Consider the following 17,097-nt stretch of genomic DNA (forward strand, 5'->3'; position numbering starts at 1 on the left):
TGGGCATGCTCAACCACCATTTCGCAGCAGCCGCCTGATCGGCGCAGAGCGACAGCCTACCTCTGACTGCCGCCAATCTTTGCAACAGAGCCGGCGCGTCGATCTGCAAGGCTTCATCAGCGGAAAACCGGGCGCTTTCTGCATACCGGCTCACAATGCCCGCGCTCACGCTGAACCCACGGCCGCCAGGTGCGCCGATGGTCAATACCGGCTGGCCCTGAATCGGCATGGCTCCCGTCTTGATCGGCTGGCCGGGTTCGCTGACGCGCAACACGCCCACGTCGCGCCGTAGGTCAAGGCCGATCAGCTCGGCATCCAGCCAGCGCCCGGCGGCCGTCTGCACGCGATAGCCGCTCTTGCCGTCGATGACGTGGGCGGCGGTGAGGACATAGCGGCCATCTGCGATAAACGCGCCGCTGCCGATGGTCTGCCAGTGGCGCGGCTCCTGGTCGCGGCTTTTCAGCCAGAAGCGAACAGCGCCAAGGGTGGCCGTCGCCGGGTTGGATTGAACGCCAGGAACAAGCCAGACGCGGCTTTCATCGTCCGGCCTGGTGACAAAGGGCAGGGCGGCCACATTCACGGCGGACGGGATGACCCGGGGAATGATGCGCGGCCAGTCGGCGGCATCCGGCACGCCGTCGCCCTGGCCGCGCAGGGCGGCGGCGGTGATGCCTTCCGCAATGCTCCGGCTCCGGGCTGAATAGGCGTCGTTGTCGTGTTCGGCGAAGCGGTAAAGGGCGTTTGCGTTCGCTTCGGTCGTGGCAACGGTGTAGCCCGCCACGGTCAAGGATGCGCCCGCCAGGATGTAGGCCGCCAGGGCGGCACGTCGCCAGGTCTGCGCCTTCATCGTGCGCCCTCCTTACCATCGGCCGGCGGCTGGATGGTGCCGTCCATGATGGCATCGCGCACGGCGACATCACCGGCATTGAGCCAACCGGCGTGCGTCCGGTAGGCGTGCCAGAACATGCCGCCGGTGCCGATCAGGACGGCCAGCGAAACGGCAAAGGTAATCCGATATTTCGTTAGGTCGCGGCGGGTGCCGCCGGTAACATTGCAAGTAGCCATGATTTCACCTCTATGTCAGGTGGGTTGTGGTCAGGTGTCCAGGCGGGTTGCCGCCTTCCTGGGCACCGCTTTTTAGCGGCTGAAACTGCGGGACTGCTCCCGGTCGCGTGCCGCCTTCTCCTTGAACCGTTCGGCGATTTCCCGCGCCCTGGCTTGCTTCACCTGGTCGCCGTTCTCGTTGTCCCGGTTCAATTCCTTTGCCAGCGCCTTTGCCTGCTGGCCGTTGATCTCGTTGCGGTCGTTGCGCTGCTCGGCGCTGTCCTGGTTCTGCGCGTCCAGCTCGAAGCCCTGAGCCTGCTTGGCCTTCGGCTGCTCGGCCTCGATGTTCTGCGACGCCAGCGCGGCCGCCTGGCCGTGCCGCTCTAGCCGCTCTTGGTCTTTCGCCTCGCGGCGCTCCTGGGCCTGCTCGATCTTCGTTGCATAACTCTTGGCAAGTTCTTCGTTCGTCGGTTCGGTGCTCATCGTCTTTCCTCCTGGCGTAAATCTCAAATTCTCATTTACTCATTGCATCATAGCACTAAACGCAAATGAGTAAAAGCGTTTTAACTCAATAACCGCGCCCGCCATCGCGGCCGCGCTCCTGTTCGCGCTGCTGCTGTCGGCTGCGCGTGATTTCCTGCGGATTGCGTGCATACCTGTCGGCAAGCTCGCGCTGCATCTTGTCCAGCTCGACGGCCTGACGCTCTTTCGGCATGGCGTTGAACCGCTCGATGCGCTCGCGCAGCTCGCCCGGCAGCTCGCGCCAGGCGCTCGGGTTGCGGTCGCTGTATCCAGCAAAGCCCGCCTGCCGCTTCACGGCCAGCGCCTTGAACTGGTCGGCTTCTCGCTTGGCGTACATATCGGCCCGCTTCTGGTCTTGCTCGCTGACCTGGACGGGTGCCGGGCGCTCCGGCTCGGCCTTGGCCTGGCCCTGCTGCGCCAGTCCAGCAAAAGCCCGCTGCTGGCCTTCCTGCATGATCGCCGCCGAATGGTGCCGGGGGTCTTTCCCGGCCGCCTGGAACTCCTGAGCGACGGCAAGCTGTGCGCGTGCCACGTCCAGCGCCAGGCCACCGCCTGCGGCCTCGGCCCGCTCGATGCCGGCGCGGAATCCGGCCAGCGGGTCGGGTGCCGGACGCTCCGCCTGGGGCCGCTGCTGTGGCGCTGCCACCTCGCCGCGTTCCTGGCTGACCTGCTGCCGGAACTTCGCCGCGATTTCAGCCGCCCGGCGCTTCTTCTCGTCCTCTGGCGTGCGCTCGACCTGCTCCGGCCGCTGCATGGTCGGCTTGCCTGCAATGTCGGTCGCGGGCATGAGGTCGGGGCGGCCGTGGCGTTCCAGATTGCGGCGCAGGGCATCGCGCATCTTCCCGGCCAGTGCCGACACCTTGGCGCGGCCACGTTCCAGCCAGCGGCGCACCACGCTTTCACCGTCGAAGCCGCGCCGGTCGGCAAAGTCCAGCGTGCTTTCTTTCGGGCGCTCACGGCCCAGCACCTGGGCCAGCTTCCCGGCGGCCAGCTCGGCCGCGCCGCGAACGTGCCAGGTGTTGCGCTCGGCGGTCGTGCCGTCCGGCAGGCGCACGGTTTCAGAGCCGCCATGCTCCAAGCCGATACGGTCGCCGCGCTTCGCACCGCTGGAAGCAATGGCGCGTTCAAGATCGACGCCCCAAATGGTGTGCCGCTCGCCCTTGTCGTTCTCCAAGGTGGCAAAGTAGCTGGCCCGGTTCTCCGGCTTGTTCTCGTAGGGCGCTGCGCCATGATCGACCAGGCGGCCGGCGCGGCGGTCGGTGAAGTCGTCGGCTCCTGCAAACAGGGTCGCCGCCTCGCGGTGCCGGGTCATGCCGACATAGGCAAGGCTCCTATCCATGCCGGGGGTCGCCAGCAGGTAAGCCCTATCGACGGTGACGCCCTGGGCCTTGTGAATCGTGACGGCGTAACCGTGATCGACGGCGGCATATTGGGACGCCTGCACCTGCCGCGCTTCGCCGCTGTCCAGACGCACGGCCAGGCTTCCATCTTCGGCACGTTCGACGGTGCCAAGGGTGCCATTCTTCACGCCTAGATCACGGTCATTTTTCAGGAACACAATGCGGTCGCCTGGGGCAAATTCCCGGCCTCCACGCTCGGCCATAAAGCGGGCCGTGCCGCGCAGCTCGCCGCGTTCCTTGCGGGCCTCGCGCACGGCTTCATTGAGCGCCTGAACGTCCTTATTGCTGTGGGCAAGGATGATCTGGCTACCCTTGCCCTGGTCGCCGACATAGGCGGCCGCCAGGCCGTCGCGTGCAGCGTCCCGGCTGTCGTGAATCTGGACGTGTCCGCGCTCGGCGTAGGCCGCCAGACCATCGGCCACGGAACCACGGGCAAACTGCTGGCCCGCCTCCCGCGCCCATGCCTCTTTCTGGCGTCGAACCTCGGTGATTTCTGCCGCGCCGATATGCTGCACAACGCCACGGAAAGCCGCGCCCGCCTCGATGGCGGCAAGCTGCTTATCGTCGCCAAGCAAGACCACTTTTGCCCCGGCCTGTTCGGCGGATTTCAGCACGCGGCCAAGCTGGCGACTGCCGATCATGCCCGCTTCGTCGATCACCAGAACGTCGCGGCTGGTGAGTTTGTCTTTTCCGTTCTTCCAAGCAAATTCAAGGCTGGCAAGCGTGCGGCTGTCGATGCCGCTGCCCGCCTGCAATTCGTCGGCTGCTTTGCCCGCCAAGGCCGCGCCGCGCACGTTCAAGCCCTGCGCCTGCCACGCCTCGCGGGCTACCTTCATGCTGAAAGATTTACCCGTGCCAGCATCGCCGATGACTACGGCCAGGCTGCCCGGTTTGAGGACGTGCCGGACGGCGTTTTGCTGCTCGGCCGATAGGGTGCCAGCGCCATCAATGGCCGCGTTCGTGATCGGGCTAGAAACACCATGCCGCCCTGCCTGTGCCAGACGCTCGGCGCTGTCCACCATGCCGCGCTCGGTGTCGATCATCTCGCGGGTAGAGAACTTCGCCGGCTCGCGCCCGCTGGCCGGTTCCATCTCGACCAGAAGCGGCGAATTTTCCAGCCGGGTAAGCAAGCCCTGGAACTGGTCGGAGTCGTCAATGTAGCGGTTCAGCTCGGCGGCAATATCGCGGCGCGTGAAAACGGCCTGCGTTGCCGTGATCTTGTCTAGGATGATCTCCGGGCGCTCGGTGATCTGCTGCGCCTGTTCCTGCCGGTCGGCGTTGTGAATGTCGATGCGGTCGGCGTCCAGTCCGCGCCTATCCATCGCCACGGCATCGCGGCCTATGTGCTTGGTCGGCGTGAGTTCCACGCCTTGATCTGCATAGCTCCGATGATCTACGCGGGCGCTGATTTCGGCACGCTCTAGCGCCTCGTTTGTCAGCTCGGCCCATTGCCTGCGAATGTCGGTAATGTCGCCCTGGCTGGTGCCGGGAATGCCCGCCTTCTGCCTGTCCTTGTTTGCCAGCTCAATGACGGCCTTTGCGCCTAGCGTTCCATCCTCGCCAATGGTGCGCGTGGTCGCCAGCATATGAACGTGAAAATTTCGGTCGTCACCGTCCTTGTCGGGCGCATGGATGCAAACATCCACGGCCACGCCGTAGCGGTCGGCGATGGCCTGCCCCATGCGCGTTGCCAGCTCTTTACGGTCGGCGTCGTTCAGCTCATGCGGCAGGGCTGCCCGCCACTCGCGGGCCACTCGCGCATCTTTGCGCTTCTCTGCGGCCTCGGCGGCATTCCACAAGGCGGCACGCTCGGGAACTGGCACGCCTTCGGGCGTGACGATCTCCGACGAAAGAACGCCGCCCTTCCGGGTGAAGTCGAACGCTTCCCCGGTGCGCTCATCTACCAGCGCCGACGCGGAACGATAGGCGGCAGCGGCCACGGCGCTATGCCCGGCCGCCCGTCCTATCGTGTGCGTGTTTAGGTGGTAGATCGCCATTTCTTCCCTTGGCGTTTTAGCCGCTAAAAAGGGGTGCAGGGGTATCCCCTGCCGGACAAGGGTTGCGCAGCAACCCGTAAGTGCGCATTTCGCTGTTGCTCATGACTATACCAGCGCCGTGCCTTCCCCGCCAGCCTAGCCGGTGGTAAGATCGTGTGCGCATAACCCACAATCTCGAAAGGAGCTACAACGATGGCACGAAAAACCCTATCCGAACGCAAGGCCGACAAGCTGGCCGAACTGAACCGCATCAAGTCGGAACTGGCCGATCTGGAAAACAAGGCAGCCGAGAAAATCGGCAAGATTGCCATTGCCGCCGGTCTTGGTGATCTGGAAATAGATGATGCTCAACTGCGGAAGGAGTTTGAGGCTATCGCCTCAAAATTTCGCAAAAGCGAAGGCAAGCAAGCTGCTTCGGTGGCGGCAACGCCTAGCGCAGATTGAGCGCAACTTAGGACGCTTGCGGATGAACGCCAGGAGAGAAGATGCACGCCGGAAAATTCAGCTAGGCGGCTTGGTCATCAAGTCCGGCATGGCGGACTATCCGGCATCCGTGATCTTGGGCGCTTTGACCCTCGCGGCTGGTGCGCTCAAAGGGCCGAACGCTGACGCCACAAAGGCACGTTTTGAAGCGGCAGGCGATGAGGCTTTTTCCGATGATGGAGAGGACGGCGGCAACCGTTCCTAGCCGTCAATTTGTGACCTGACATAGAGGTGAAACATGATGGACGTGAAAGATTTACTTTCGAGAATGTGGGCCGCCGTGGTGGCGGTGTTTTTCGGGGCGTTCGTGTTGTCGTTGGCAAGCACGGCGCACGCTCGCGTTTTCCCCGAATGCAACCCGGCAGCAGAGGCCGCGAAGTTCTATGGCGCGGAAGATGTAGATGCCTGGGTGAAGCGGGTTTGTGACGCGCAGGAAGCGGCTTTCCAGACTTGGGAAGCGAACCTGCAAACGCTCGACATTGGGCAACAAGATTTGTCGATGGCGACGAACTCCGGGAACTGGCAAGCCTACCGGGAAAAGTGGGCCGAATTGCTGCCGGTGTTGAAGGAACTGGAAGCCGCTGCGGTGGCGAACCGGAACGCGCCAGGCGCGGCTAATATCCTTAGCCTGTATCGCAACGATTTGGGCCTGTTCTTGCAGAATGCGGGCCTTGCCTCGGCGGGTAGCCTGGACGATTTCAGCGCCCGGATTCTGGCGGGCCTGGACGGCGAACGGCCAGCGGCGGCGGCAACGGCTGGCGTCAATGTGGTTCAGCAGTCAGTGACGCGAGGCATTGAGTTCGGCAAGGGCGTTGGCACGGCAGAAGCCGATAAGGTGCTGGCCGAATATCGCGGCCAAATGGAACAGCGCACGGCGGAACGCATGGAACAGCTCGGCGGCTCGACAATGGGCGGCTATTTCGGCGGCTTCGGCACGCGCATCAAGGCCGCTTTCGGTGGCTGGTTGTTCTACCTGGTCACGGTCTGCTTTATCGGTGCCTGGATGGCGCACAAGCGCCGACAAAACCCGGTCACGGTCGGCACGGCCGTTGGCCTGGCCTTCCTCGTTCCATCGGTCGGCATGTTGCTTCTGCTCGTGTTCGCGCCGTTCATTCCTGGCTGGTTCATCCTCGCCGCGACGGTCGCCGGGACGGTGGCAACGTATCTGAACGCGGGCCGGGTGTTCGGTTGGCTGGCTGGCGTGGTTGGTGCCGAATCTCCTACCGGGAAACGGCTGCGCATCCTCGGCGGGACAATCGAAAACCTGCGCGGCCAGGTGCAGCCCTCCGGGCCGGTTGCGGCCGCCGGTGCTGCGGCCGCTGCGGTCGATAACAGCAGCACGCATCCGCTTGGTTCGCACGGCTCGGCCCGATGGGGAACGGTCGATGAAATCCGCCAGGGTGGCCACCTGGTCGCGCCCGGCAAGCCGGGCGGTTTTGCCCTGGGCCGTGTGCCTGACGCTCTGGCCGGCATGGATGCCCGTTTCCGCTTCGTCGGCCATGTCGTGACGGTCGCCCCTACCGGCTCCGGCAAGGGCATTGGCGCGGTGATTCCGAACCTCTTGGACTATCCCGGCTCGGCCCTCGTGCTGGACGTGAAAGGCGAAAACGCGGCTGTGACGGCACGCGCCCGGCGTGCGCTCGGCCAGGCGGTCTATTCGGTCGATCCGTTCGCGGTGAATGGCGACGGCGGCGCAGCATTCAACGTGCTTGACCGGCTCGACGTGTGGAACCCGGATTGTGTGAGTGAATCGGCCATCCTGGCCGATGCCCTGGTGATCGCCGAAAGCAAGGGCGATGCCGTGCATTTCGATGAATCGGCAAAGAACTTCCTGCAAGGCTTGATGCTGCACGTTGCCGGGCTGGATGACGCGGAACGCCGGAACCTGGGCGAGCTGCGGCGGCTGCTGACGGCGGGGGAATCGGAGTTCTTCGACGTGTTGGGCGCAATGGCGGCCGACGATACAGCGGCCTTCGGCATCCCGGCCAGGGCGGCAAATACGCTCATGGGCATGGCTGACAAAGAGCGCGGTTCGGTGCTTTCGACGGCACGCCGGAACACGGCATTTCTGGATGACCCGCGAGTGTCGGCCGCGCTGTCGCGCTCCGACTTCGATCTGTCGGAAATCAAGGCCACGGCCATGACGGTTTATCTTGTCATGCCCGCCAATCGCATCGGGCCTAATGCCCGCTTCCTGCGCCTGTTCATCAGCTCGGTAATTGCGGCCATCACGTCCAGCAACGTGCAGCCCGCGCACCGTGTCGCCTTCCTGCTCGATGAGTTCGGCCAGCTCGGCTACATGAAACAGATTGAGGATGCCGTTTCACTGCTGCGCGGCTACGGCCTGGCCTTCTGGGTGTTCATTCAAGACCTGTCGCAGCTCAAAGGCACCTATCCCAAGTGGCAAACCTTCCTGGCGAACAGCGCCAAGTCGTTCTTTGGCACGGACGATTACGACACGGCCAAATACATCAGCGACAGCCTGGGCAAAGCCACGATTGAGTTTGAGACGGAAAACACCGGCAAGAACAGCGGCAGCGGCCTATCAGGCGGCGGCGGCTCGATGAACCGGGGCAAGAGCACCGGCACAAGCCAGCAATTCACCGGGCGCGAACTGCTGACGCCGGATGAAGTCATGCGCCTGGGGCCAGAGCATCCGATTGTCCTGGTGCGCGGGGAACGCCCCTACCTGCTCGACCGGCTGAACTACCTGGCCGATGCTGAATATGCCGGGCGCTTCGATGCGAATCCCTACCATAGCTGAGGGATGACGTATGGCGTTCATCATCGCGGCGGTTCTCGGTGTCATCGCCCTGGCGTGGTTCCTGCGGCGGCTGTTCCCTGCCCTGTTCGCGGCGGTGTTCGTGCTGTTCGCGCCGGTGTGGCTGGTCGGCGGTGCGCTGCTCGATCTGCTGCGCCGGCCGCTGGCCTTCCTGCGGCCGGTTGGCCTCGCCCTGGCCCGCCTGGTCGGCTTCGTCCTGGTGCTGCCGCTATTGCCCTTCATCTTCGCCTGGTCGTTCTTCGCGGAGCTGTGGCGACAGTTCCGGCCGCCGTCGAAGGCCAGCGCCCCGGCACCGGCCGGGGTCAAGCCGCCCACGCCGATGCAGGCCGCCACAAAGCGCACGGCGGATGTGATCGACCTAGCGGCATTTCGTCAGCGGCAGGAAAAAGAATAAAAGAGTTTTTGAGCTTTGAATTTTATGAGTAAATGATTTTAGCGGCTAAAATGGGCCGCCCCTCAAGTGTCAATATCAGGCCGGAACGCGCCCCATGCTTCCGGCCTTTTCTTTGCCTGCGCCTGTGCCAGCCCGCCAACGAAGGCGGGTTATTGACACTTGAGGGGCAGGCACTCACTCGCCGCCGGGCTTCTTCTTGGTCGGCTTGGCTTCGGCTGGCGTGATGCGGGCCAGCAGAGCGGCGGATTGCTCTTTGAGGGTGTCGATTTGCCCGGCCATGCGTGCGGCTTCCTCGCGGGCCTGGCCGGCGGTTTTCGTGGCCTGGTCGCGTTCGGCCTGGGCAGCGGTGAGGCGTTCGGCCATGCGGTGCGCTTCGGTTGCTGCGGCCTTGCGTTGTTCCTGGTGCGCTTCCTGTTCGGCTTCGGCCTTGGCCTGCACCTTCGCCAGCTCGCCGCGCACCTGGTCGAGTTGGGCGGCGGCGGCCTGGCTGGTCTGGTGCGCCCTGTCCAGCTCCGTGCGCAGCTCACCGGCGCGGCGCTCGATCTCCTGGGCGCGTGCCTCGGCCGTGTGTGCCTGTTCCTGGGCGGCGGCCAGTTGGCCGCGCAGCTCGGCGGCTTCGCCGCGTGCGGCCGCTTCGGCGGCCTCGATGGACGCCAGGCGGGATTGCAGGGCTTCCAGCTCGCCGGCCTGACGCTCGAAAGCCTCGGCCAGCTCTTGCCGCATGGCGTCTTGCTCTACCCGCTCGGTTTCCCATGCGGCCTGCGCACTGCGTAGGGATTCGTTCGCCAGTTCCTGCGCCTGCTGCCAGATCGTCGCTACGGCCGCGCTGCTGGCCTGCTGCACGGATTCCGGCACGGCCACGGCCACCGGCGCGGCCTGGGCCGTCTGCGCCCTGCGCCATTCCTTCATTACGGCACTGGCGGCGTTCATATCCACGCGGGCGGCACGGCGCACGGCATCGACCGTGGGCATGGCCTGGCGGCCCGACTGCTCGAAAAGATCGGCGGCGGCGGCAATGATGCGCTCGCGCACGTCGGCGGGGATTTGGGGGGCTTGCTGCGTCATGGCTTTGGCTCCGGCGGATAAGATAAGAATAATAATACTATTCTTCTTCTTATTATGCAAGCGGTTATTTTCGCCCGGTTCTTGGGTCAGCCCGGCCGGGAGCGCGTGACGGTCGAAAATCGGCCCTGTGTGGCCCGTGGCGGCGTTTTCTAGGGTCGGCGGCACCTATCCCCTACCCTCGCCCTCTTTTGCGCTTCCTGCGCGTCCCTGTGCAGCCTGGGTGCATTGCTTGGCGGTCGTCATCGTCGGATGTGGCGATGCTGGCCAGCTCGATAGCCTGGCGGCCCTTCTTTCTTGGCGTTCAACCTTGCGACCTTCCAGCCCGCGCAGGTGTTCGAGTTGAGCGCAGGCGGTCGGCCTGCCTGCTTTTCCTTGCTAAACCGCTTTTGACGGCCTTTCAGCGGGCGCGGTGCTGGATGTGGGCGCAGGCGGTGGAGCTGGCACCGGCGCGGCGTGCCGCGCCTGGTAGATGCCTGGCCGCAGGCCAGCCATTTATGAGCGGCCACCGGCCGCGATAGGCCGACGCGAAGCGGCGGGGCGAAGGGAGCGAAGCGACCGGAGGGTAGGCGCGCCCGTAGGGCGTTGCGGCGGTCAATTTTGCGCTGTCGGCGAGTTATCCACCGATAGGCGCAGCCAATTACAAGGCAAGTATTTATAGGATTAAAGATTAAAGGCAGAACCGTACCGGTTTTAGGGGGGGGGTGATTTATCGTGCCTGGGGGGTGCGATCTATCGTGGATAAGTGCCCTTGGGGGGGTGCGATTTATCGCACTGGGGGGGTGCGATCTATCGTGGATAAGTGCCGCTATCCACAGGGTTTGTCCCCAGTTCGCCCGGCTGGGGGAGTTGCTGGCCAGGCTGCGCCAGAAACGAAACGGCCGCCTCGATCTTGGGCGGCCGCTCTGGCGTCTAGGGGGGGGGCGATTTATCGGAGTTTAGCTAAACTTTGCCGCCGATCTTGGGGGCGATGGGTGGCGGCGAACCAAGCAGCAGAAGCCCGCCGGTCACCTGCTTGACGTTCGCGCTCGGATAGACGGTCTGCACCTTGCGCAGCACCGGCAAGAACTCCTTCTTGAAATCCTTGTCGGGGTCTTTGCCCTTGTATTCCTGCGCGAACTGCTCGCGCAGCGACTTCCAATGCAGCACCACGCCCTTGCCCTCGATGCGGTGCAGGCGGTGGGCCAGCCACGCATACACGTCCAAGGCCAGCGCGGAGCCTTTCAGCGCGTGCAGGGCGCGATTGTCCAGCGGCACGGCGCTATCGCGCAGCTCGTTGAAATAGTGGTCGGAAAGCGTCATCACGCCCGGCCATAGCGGCCGCTGGCTGCTGTCGCGGTTGGACACCCAGGCGTCGAACTGCTCGACGGGCTGGCCGTTGAACGTGCGGCCTCGGAAACCAAGCTGCAAGCGACACGCGGCCAAGGCGTGCATCTGCCTGCGCAATGTCGTATAGCGTGCGCCCTGGCTGACGGTATCGGCCCCGAGCATCAGGCGCAGGAACTCGGCCGCGCTGTCGCCGATAGGAATTTCCCGCGCACCGTGGCGCACGGCGTAGGTTGAAACCCAAGCCAAGGCAAGGCGCGGCATTACGCCGTAGGGGATGGGCTGCTGCACTGGCCCTTTGCCCTCGTCAAGCCAGCCGGCTTGCACGTTCACCCAGGCCGCGCCGGACTGGCGCATGAACTCGCGGCCCTCAACCTTGGCGCGGGGCAAACCGACCTGGCACAGCACGGCATGGGTGAAAGCCATGTCCTCGCCACTGGGGGGGGTAGTGGCAATCTCCGCGCCGGCCTCGATCAGCTTTTGATCTCGCTCGCTCAAAATGATGCCGGCGGGCGTGATCTTCTTGGTTTGGCGCTTCGGTGGCGGCAAGGCTGCCTTGGTCTGCGCCTGGGCCAGCAGGTCGCCCATGATCTCGCCGATCTGCTGCGCGCCCTGCCCTTCTCGCTGCTTCTTTGTCATGGTTTCGCCCTTTAGCCGCTAAAATTCAAATGAGTAAATATGCTTTTGAGCATCAATCCGGCAAGCTGGCGACATACTCGGTCAATAGTTCCTTGATGGTCTTGCCCTGCCGGGTTGCGTAGATTTTCAGCTTGGTGTGCTGGTCGGCCGACAGTTCAAAATTGACCCGCTTCATGCTGGCGGCGTCGTCGGCCAGGCTGGCAAGTGTGGCGGCTTTGGATTTGTCCGTGCGTGCGCTCGGGCGGCCGGCGCTGAGTGTGGTTGCTGCTTTGCTCATTTCTTTATTTCCTCAAAGTCTCAAATGAGTTTTTGCTTGATTTCGGCGGCCAGGGCGCGAACCTCGGCCGCTGCATCGCCGTCCGGCTCGGATTCAAGAACGGTCGTGCCGGCGGCAGCCGTGCCGGGATAGCTCACGCGCTGCGTGATGCGGGATTCCAGAATGGGCAGCTCGTAGCCCGCCAGGGCTTCGGCGACTTCGCCGCCAATGCGGGTGCCCTTGATGGCACGCGATACGACAAAGGCGGCCTGTAGTTTTCCGTCCGTGACCTCGATGCGCTGCTTGACCAGCTCCACCAGGTCGGCCGTGGCCCAAATGTCATAAGGCGATGGCTGCACCGGAATCAGCACGAAGTCGGCCGCCTTGATGGCCGACACGGCCAGGTCGGCCGCCTGGGGTGCGCCGTCGATCACGACAAAATCCACCTTGCGGGCTACGTTCTTCACGTCCCGGTCAATGGTCGGCCGGTCGATGCCGACAACGGTTAGCGGTTGATCTTCCCGCACGGCTGACCAATCGCGGGCGCTGCCCTGGGGGTCGGAATCGACTAGCAGCACGTCGGCGCCGTCCAGTTGCAAGGCGCGGGCAAGGTGGGTGGCGATGGTGGTTTTTCCACTCCCGCCCTTCTGGTTCAGCACGGCAATGACTTTCATGTGTTCTCCCGGTGCAGTGCGGATGATGGCTTACTCATTGCATCATATCATAATGAGCGGATGAGTAAAGGCGCTTATCATCATTTAGTCGCAATGCGTCGTTCCCGCTCCTGGTCGGCCAGCTCGCCGGGCCAGCTCGCCAGCTCGTCATCGGGCAGGGCCGCCAGGATTTGCGGCAGGCTCTGCGTTCGATACGGCGGCGGCGGCAGGTCATCGGCCGGGCCTTCGTCATCAAGGAATGCCGGGCCTTCTTCCTGGCGTTCATCATCGACGGCCGCCAGGGCGTCGGCCTCGCTCAATGCGTCCTCGGCGAACGCACCACGTCGGCGGGCCTCGGTCTTTGTCACTTCCTCGCCACGCGCCAGCGCCCGGTAAAGGGTCGAACGATGCACGGCCAGCAGCTCGGCCGCTTCCTTCACCGTCCGGCCGTCACGGTCGATCAGCTCGCGGGCGTGCTCGATCTGCGCCGGGGTGAGGGTAGGGCGCGGGCCGAACTTCACGCCTCTGGCCTTGGCCGCTTCCCGGCCGTTCCTGGTGCGGTCGATGATTAGGGAACGCTCGAACTCGGCGATGCCGGCAAACACGGTCAGAACCATGCGCCCGGCCGGGGTGGTGGTGTCGGCCCACGGCTCGGCCAGGCTGCGCAAGCCCGCGCCGGCCGCCTGGATACGCTCGGCAATGTCCAGCAGGTCGCGGGTGCTGCGGGCCAAGCGGTCAAGCCTGGTCACGGTCACAACGTCGCCAGGGGGCTCTGTTGCAAAGATTGGCGGCAGTCAGAGGTAGGCTGTCGCTCTGCGCCGATCAGGCGGCTGCTGCGAAATGGTGGTTGAGCATGCCCATGGCCTCCGTCAGCGCCGAGGGCCCAATGCCAAAAGCTCTCTCCACAAGGCGCACCTCGCCCCTGATGCCGGGCTGCAGGCACCAGGGGCGAGCCTGTCCTTTGCGCAGGGCTCGCATGACTTCGAATCCCTTGATCGTGGCATAGGCCGTGGGGATCGATTTGAAACCGCGCACCGGCTTGATCAGTATCTTGAGCTTTCCGTGATCGGCCTCGATCACGTTATTGAGATACTTCACCTGCCGGTGGGCCGTCTCCCGGTCCAGCTTTCCTTCGCGCTTCAATTCGGTGATCGCTGCACCATAGCTCGGCGCTTTGTCGGTATTGAGCGTGGCAGGCTTTTCCCAGTGCTTCAGGCCTCGCAGGGCCTTGCCCAGGAACCGCTTCGCTGCCTTGGCGCTGCGGGTCGGCGACAGGTAGAAATCGATCGTGTCGCCCCGCTTGTCGACTGCCCGGTACAGGTAGGTCCACTTGCCCCGCACCTTGACGTAGGTTTCATCCAGGCGCCAGCTCGGATCAAAGCCACGCCGCCAGAACCAGCGCAGCCGCTTCTCCATCTCCGGGGCGTAGCACTGGACCCAGCGATAGATCGTCGTATGGTCGACCGAAATGCCGCGTTCCGCCAGCATTTCCTCAAGGTCGCGATAGCTGATCGGATAGCGACAATACCAGCGCACCGCCCACAGGATCACATCACCCTGGAAATGGCGCCACTTGAAATCCGTCATCGTTCCGTCCGTCCAATCTCCGCCAAGCATGCTCAAGCTTCACGATTTTTGCAACAGAGCCCTAGAGGTTGCCCTTTCCCGCGCAGCGGACCCGGTGACAAGGCAACATCGTTCCGAGATCGCCTCGGCCGATGGCTTGCTGGTAGTGCATCCAAACTGGTGGGGGAAGCCACCGGCCGTACTGGCGGGGTGGCTCGACCGGATACTTGTTCCGGGTGTCGCTTATCGGCTGGCATCGGCCGATGGATTGCCGGAGGGCCTTCTTTCGATAAAAAGCGCCCTGATCTTCAACACTTCGGATACTCACGCAGAGCGCGAAAGAACAGAACTCGGCGACCCGCTAGAACTGATCTGGGGCCGATGCGTCCTGCCATACTGCGGTGTTGAAACCTACCATCGGCATGTGTTCAGGCCGGTGGTGGGAAGCTCAGATAAACAACGAAAATCTTGGCCGGAAGAAGCCGAAGGGCTTAGCCGGCGTGTATTCCGTAGCGGATCGTAGACGGCGGCCCCCAGCTTGCTGTCGCGTGTTTCGGGATTTCTGCGACGAAGGAGCGTATTTGAATTTGGCATACGAGTTACTTGAAGATTCGCGCGCGTGGGTTCCCGTCCGAAGCGGGGAGTCTGGCGATTTCATCTATCACCGCGACGATGGGCTTGCCTATGCAAAGATTGCATCGCCCGCGCGAGTGGCTGATCTTGCCGACGAACGGGACCGTCTCACTTGGCTGCACGGCCGAGGTGTCGCCTGCCCCGAGGTCATCGACTGGCGAGCGACGGAGAAAGGGGCTTGCCTGACGATGACGGCAATCCCCGGAGTGGCGGCGGTCGATCTGTCGGGGGCCGACCTACTCAAAGCGTGGCCTTCAATGGCGCAGCAGCTTGGTGTTCTGCACAGCCTGCCGGTTGTCCAATGCCCGTTCGAGCGCAGTTTGTCGCGGATGTTCGCTAGCGCCGTGGATGTAGTGTCCCGCAACGCCGTCAATCCCGACTTCTTGCCTGACGAGGACAAGAACAGACCACAGCAGGAACTCTTGGCACGGGTGGAGCGAGAGCTGCCGGTTCGGCTCGACCAAGAGCGCGCCGATATGGTCGTCTGTCACGGCGATCCTTGTATGCCCAATTTTATAGTGGACCCTCGTAGCCTGCAATGTGCCGGGGTGATCGACTTGGGGCGGCTCGGAACCGCAGACCGCTACGCTGATTTGGCACTTATGGTTGCCAACGCCGGGGAGAGCTGGACAACCCCGCATGAAGCGGAGCGCGGTTTCACCATCCTGTTCGACATATTGGGCATCAGCGCGCCAGATCGGGAGCGCCTTGCCTTCTATCTGCGCCTCGACCCGCTGACGTGGGGCTGATGTCGCGGAAATCCTAAGTTGTGCGACAGCTTGCCGTGTCATTTTCAGAAGACGACTGCACCAGTTCATTGGGCTAGCCGCCGTGTGTGCATAGGACTCCTGAACGTGACGTGTCAGGAGTCCTATGCACGAAATGCCGCGAGAGGCCGGGAGTGCTCAGAAGTCACATGCACGGCGCGACGAAGCTGGAACCGCCGAAAATTCCGACGATCAACCGGCAAGCTGCTTGATGCGCTCGGCCATGAGGCCGAACGCATCGTTCACGTATTCCAGCACCTTGGGTTCTGCGCCCTGCGCACGTAGGGAGTTTTTGAAGCTGTCCAGATCGGACAGCCATTGCCGATGCAGCCGGCCCAGCTCCTTGAGGTGTGGCTGGAAGGCTTGCAGGTTGCCGCCTGCACGAAGCGCCTGATAGCCGCGCTCAAGTGTGTTTGCCGTTGCCAGCAGTTGCGCCCCCATTTCTTTGTGCTGTTCGGAGAACTCGGCCATGCCGTCATAGGGCCGCGATGCCTTGTTGCGCTCGGCGTCGGATGCCTCTTCCATGATGCGGGCGTAGCGGTAGAAGCCTGGGAATTCGCGGGACAGTGCCATGAGCTGCTGGTCGGAAGTGTTGACCCAAATTCGATGCAGGTCGGGCACATACCCCATCATGCGATTGATGACGGCATGGGCATCGCTGACGCCTTCGGCGGCAAGCTGTTGCATCTGCTGATCCATCCTCGTCGCTAGTCGGCGAAATTCGCTCATGCTCATGCTTTGCTCACTCAAAGAGAGTGGCGACTTTCGCCAGCACTTCATCCATGAGCGGCGCTGGTAGTGTGTCTACCTTGCGGGCGTGACGTGCGGCCAGGTCGATTACTCGCGGCTGGTCACAACGCACGACGCCGGTAGTCTTGATACCAGTCACAGGTACGGCGAAACCAAGGCGGCGGGCAAACTCGCCGCCGTTGGTGATGGGTAGGATCACCGGCAACTTGGTGGCCTCGTTGAACTCGGCGGGCGACACGACCAGGACGGGACGGCTACCGCTTTGCTCGTGTCCGGCAGTCGGATCGAGCGACACGAGATAAATGTCGCCCCGCTTCATAGCAGTTCACCGCCCACGGCGGGTGCATCAACCCATTCGCGTTCATCGGCTGGTTGCGGCTGCGAATAGTCCGACACGGCCAGCAACTCCGCGAGCGTGTAGCGCGGGCGTGGATTGGGGTTGACCACCAGGCAGCCATGATCGACTGCGAGGCCGACCGTTGCGCCGGCTTGCAGGTGCAGTTGATCGAGGAAGGCCGGCGGCACGGCCAACATGATCGAGCCGCCGACCTTGCGCAGATTGGTTGTGTGCATGATGCACCTCCTACGAATAATGTTATATAAAAGTATAACTGTCTGTGCTTTCGGCTGCAAGCAGCTTGTCCGTCAAACGATCATTAGGCGGCCATGCCGGACATTGTCCGATAACATGCTTGTGCAACGGGTTTTCGGACAATAAGATAGACGGACGGGCTCTGTTGCAAAAATCGTGAAGCTTGAGCATGCTTGGCGGAGATTGGACGGACGGAACGATGACGGATTTCAAGTGGCGCCATTTCCAGGG

General features: G+C 63.4%; 19 protein-coding genes. 6 read left to right on the plus strand and 13 right to left on the minus strand.

What is annotated here, in order from left to right; translation table 11 throughout:
* The 4 genes from AOZ49_RS30855 to traA form a co-directional block, all read right to left on the minus strand.
* Positions 1-847, minus strand: an 847-nt coding sequence (locus AOZ49_RS30855; RefSeq protein WP_054479709.1) for a S1C family serine protease, incomplete at its 3' end; no start/stop codon positions are given.
* The gene (locus tag AOZ49_RS30860; protein WP_034015104.1) at positions 844-1,065 is read right to left on the minus strand and encodes a hypothetical protein; all 222 of its coding nucleotides are present in this window, start codon (positions 1,063-1,065) and stop codon (positions 844-846) included. The genes AOZ49_RS30860 and AOZ49_RS30855, both read right to left, overlap by 4 nt.
* A 72-nt stretch (positions 1,066-1,137) precedes the next feature.
* On the minus strand, positions 1,138-1,527 hold the full coding sequence (locus AOZ49_RS30865; protein WP_034015107.1) for a hypothetical protein: 390 nt from the start codon (positions 1,525-1,527) through the stop codon (positions 1,138-1,140).
* Between the two features lie 85 nt (positions 1,528-1,612).
* Complete coding sequence (gene traA, locus AOZ49_RS30870) at positions 1,613-4,963, minus strand: Ti-type conjugative transfer relaxase TraA (protein WP_082380653.1); 3,351 nt, start codon at positions 4,961-4,963, stop codon at positions 1,613-1,615.
* Positions 4,964-5,155: 192 nt separating this feature from the next.
* On the opposite strand from traA, the gene AOZ49_RS32185 reads away from it, so the two are divergent.
* From AOZ49_RS32185 to AOZ49_RS30880, 4 genes are read left to right on the plus strand one after another with little or no spacing between them, the layout of a single operon-like run.
* The gene (locus tag AOZ49_RS32185) at positions 5,156-5,407 is read left to right on the plus strand and encodes a TraC family protein (protein WP_082380654.1); all 252 of its coding nucleotides are present in this window, start codon (positions 5,156-5,158) and stop codon (positions 5,405-5,407) included.
* Between the two features lie 22 nt (positions 5,408-5,429).
* Positions 5,430-5,651, plus strand: coding sequence for a conjugal transfer protein TraD (locus AOZ49_RS32190; protein WP_021011916.1), 222 nt, complete (start codon positions 5,430-5,432; stop codon positions 5,649-5,651).
* 33 nt (positions 5,652-5,684) lie between these two features.
* Positions 5,685-8,210: a type IV secretory system conjugative DNA transfer family protein gene (locus AOZ49_RS30875; RefSeq protein WP_082380655.1), complete on the plus strand. Its 2,526-nt coding sequence runs from the start codon at positions 5,685-5,687 to the stop codon at positions 8,208-8,210.
* A gap of 10 nt (positions 8,211-8,220) precedes the next feature.
* Positions 8,221-8,622: a hypothetical protein gene (locus AOZ49_RS30880; protein ID WP_054479712.1), complete on the plus strand. Its 402-nt coding sequence runs from the start codon at positions 8,221-8,223 to the stop codon at positions 8,620-8,622.
* A gap of 174 nt (positions 8,623-8,796) precedes the next feature.
* Here the strand turns inward: AOZ49_RS30880 and AOZ49_RS30885 are convergent, their stop codons facing one another.
* The 6 genes from AOZ49_RS30885 to AOZ49_RS30910 form a co-directional block, all read right to left on the minus strand.
* Positions 8,797-9,687 carry a DNA-binding protein gene (locus tag AOZ49_RS30885; RefSeq protein ID WP_034015119.1) on the minus strand — a complete coding sequence of 297 codons (891 nt, stop codon included), beginning with the start codon at positions 9,685-9,687 and terminating at the stop codon, positions 8,797-8,799.
* A gap of 939 nt (positions 9,688-10,626) precedes the next feature.
* A complete protein-coding gene (locus AOZ49_RS30890) occupies positions 10,627-11,649 on the minus strand; it encodes a replication protein RepA (RefSeq protein ID WP_082380656.1) in 1,023 nt (340 codons plus the stop codon).
* A 52-nt stretch (positions 11,650-11,701) separates the two neighbouring features.
* Positions 11,702-11,926 carry a hypothetical protein gene (locus AOZ49_RS30895; RefSeq protein ID WP_034015122.1) on the minus strand — a complete coding sequence of 75 codons (225 nt, stop codon included), beginning with the start codon at positions 11,924-11,926 and terminating at the stop codon, positions 11,702-11,704.
* A gap of 20 nt (positions 11,927-11,946) precedes the next feature.
* Positions 11,947-12,579: a ParA family partition ATPase gene (gene parA / locus AOZ49_RS30900; protein WP_054479714.1), complete on the minus strand. Its 633-nt coding sequence runs from the start codon at positions 12,577-12,579 to the stop codon at positions 11,947-11,949.
* An 80-nt stretch (positions 12,580-12,659) separates the two neighbouring features.
* Positions 12,660-13,352, minus strand: a complete 693-nt coding sequence (locus tag AOZ49_RS30905) for a recombinase family protein (RefSeq protein WP_369815893.1) — start codon at positions 13,350-13,352, stop codon at positions 12,660-12,662.
* Between the two features lie 28 nt (positions 13,353-13,380).
* The gene (locus AOZ49_RS30910; protein WP_001389365.1) at positions 13,381-14,145 is read right to left on the minus strand and encodes an IS6-like element IS6100 family transposase; all 765 of its coding nucleotides are present in this window, start codon (positions 14,143-14,145) and stop codon (positions 13,381-13,383) included.
* Between AOZ49_RS30910 and AOZ49_RS32205 the strand changes: the two genes are divergently transcribed.
* Together AOZ49_RS32205 and AOZ49_RS30915 are read left to right on the plus strand one after the other, a co-directional pair.
* Entirely contained in the window at positions 14,132-14,647 is a 516-nt protein-coding gene (locus AOZ49_RS32205; protein WP_197286805.1) for an NAD(P)H-dependent oxidoreductase, read from the plus strand. The genes AOZ49_RS30910 and AOZ49_RS32205 overlap by 14 nt on opposite strands.
* Before the next feature lie 58 nt (positions 14,648-14,705).
* Positions 14,706-15,506 (plus strand): APH(3'') family aminoglycoside O-phosphotransferase, encoded by an 801-nt coding sequence (locus AOZ49_RS30915; protein WP_021532777.1) that lies wholly within the window; start codon positions 14,706-14,708, stop codon positions 15,504-15,506.
* 210 nt (positions 15,507-15,716) lie between these two features.
* Here the strand turns inward: AOZ49_RS30915 and AOZ49_RS30920 are convergent, their stop codons facing one another.
* Genes AOZ49_RS30920 through AOZ49_RS30930 form a run of 3 tightly spaced genes read right to left on the minus strand, consistent with a single transcriptional unit; the run spans position 15,717 to position 16,847 of the window.
* A complete protein-coding gene (locus tag AOZ49_RS30920) occupies positions 15,717-16,253 on the minus strand; it encodes a hypothetical protein (protein WP_037031213.1) in 537 nt (178 codons plus the stop codon).
* A gap of 13 nt (positions 16,254-16,266) precedes the next feature.
* Positions 16,267-16,593 carry a type II toxin-antitoxin system PemK/MazF family toxin gene (locus AOZ49_RS30925; RefSeq protein ID WP_009238012.1) on the minus strand — a complete coding sequence of 109 codons (327 nt, stop codon included), beginning with the start codon at positions 16,591-16,593 and terminating at the stop codon, positions 16,267-16,269.
* A complete protein-coding gene (locus AOZ49_RS30930) occupies positions 16,590-16,847 on the minus strand; it encodes an AbrB/MazE/SpoVT family DNA-binding domain-containing protein (protein ID WP_009238013.1) in 258 nt (85 codons plus the stop codon). The genes AOZ49_RS30925 and AOZ49_RS30930 overlap by 4 nt, the downstream gene beginning before the upstream one ends.
* Positions 16,848-17,097: the final 250 nt, after the last annotated feature.

It is taken from the genome of Achromobacter sp. 2789STDY5608615 (assembly GCF_001298995.1).
Taxonomy (GTDB): Bacteria; Pseudomonadota; Gammaproteobacteria; order Burkholderiales; family Burkholderiaceae_B; genus Achromobacter; species Achromobacter insuavis.